The organism is Terriglobus sp. YAF25 (assembly GCF_052113305.1).
In the GTDB taxonomy this organism is placed as follows: Bacteria; Acidobacteriota; Terriglobia; order Terriglobales; family Acidobacteriaceae; genus Terriglobus.
Genome location: NZ_JBFRCY010001048.1, coordinates 1 through 1,079 on the forward strand (window position 1 = coordinate 1; position 1,079 = coordinate 1,079).

The following is a 1,079-nucleotide window of genomic DNA, read 5'->3' on the forward strand; positions in this document are numbered from 1 at the left end:
CTCCACCACCCGTGGTTACGAGTGGCTGATCGGCGACTCCATGCTGGCCGCGCCTCTCTATGGCGATGACTATCTCTCGGCCACGAGCCGCGATATCTATCTCCCCGAAGGCCGCTGGATGGACTACGACACCGGCAAGATCTACGAAGGGAAGCAGATGCTTAAGGACTTTGCCATGCCGGTGAACAAGACCCCTGTCTTTATCGGCGGATCAGGTATCACCCTGGAAAAGATCAACGGAGAGACGCGCATCTGTGTCTATCCCGTTGGTAAGGCTTCGACAGTGCAGCTCACGTTACCCGAGAGCGAGCAGGTGATTACGGTGAAGGTGCCTGCAATCCGCTCGATCGCAACGGTGAAGGTGACGAACTCGGGCGCTGCTGTCGCAACGCGAACGGATGGCCATGCCATCACCTTCGTTCCGCGCGCCGGCGCGAGCTATGTCGTGACCGGAGGCGAGTAGGCGTAAGCTGGTTGGCATCATGCTTACGCACTTTCCGATGGCGGTTCCGGAGATTCCGGTCAGCAATATCGAAAAGGCCGCCGAGTATTACGTCCGGGCGCTCGGATTTCAGCTCGATTGGGGCAACGATCTCGGTGGCATCGGCGGCATCTCGCAGGGGGCCTGCCGCATGTTCCTGACGAATGCAGCTTTCCGCGGTCACTACGGCAATGGGGAGAAGGTCGTTATCTGGCTGAACCTGGAGAGCAAACAGCAGGTCGATGAGCTCTACCAGCGTTGGCGGGATGCGGGAGCGAAGATCCTGGCCGAGCCGGAAGATAAGCCCTGGCACCTTCGCGAGTTCAGGGTCGCGGACCTCGACGGCAATCAACTGCGGGTGTTCTATGACTTTTCCTGGGAGTTAAAGAACAAACAGGGCTAGGGCGTATCGGGTTTGATTTCTCTGTAGAGCTATAGAGCGGGCCTTCAGAGTCTGTGTGAGTACTTGCTTTTCGGGGTTATTTATACGAGAAGAGAGTATGTCACGGTATTTGCCCTATTCGCCGGAGCAAGGGTACCTGGTGCCGCCTCGAGTGGATGAAGTTCTGAGTGCGGATCATCTGTGTTTTTTCGTTCA

At 57.2% G+C, this 1,079-nt stretch carries 1 protein-coding gene and 1 pseudogene; both read left to right on the plus strand.

What is annotated here, in order from left to right:
- A pseudogene (locus tag AB4043_RS26430) lies at nt 1-463 on the plus strand (hypothetical protein); the annotation flags it as partial.
- 19 nt (nt 464-482) lie between these two features.
- Nucleotides 483-884: a VOC family protein gene (locus AB4043_RS26435; protein ID WP_442303513.1), complete on the plus strand. Its 402-nt coding sequence runs from the start codon at nt 483-485 to the stop codon at nt 882-884.
- Nucleotides 885-1,079 lie beyond the last annotated feature (195 nt).

Coding starts and splice junctions, on each gene's coding strand:
- AB4043_RS26435 (WP_442303513.1), top strand. CDS start 483: ATGCTTACGCACTTTCCGATGGCGGTTCCGGAGATTCCGGTCAGCAAT.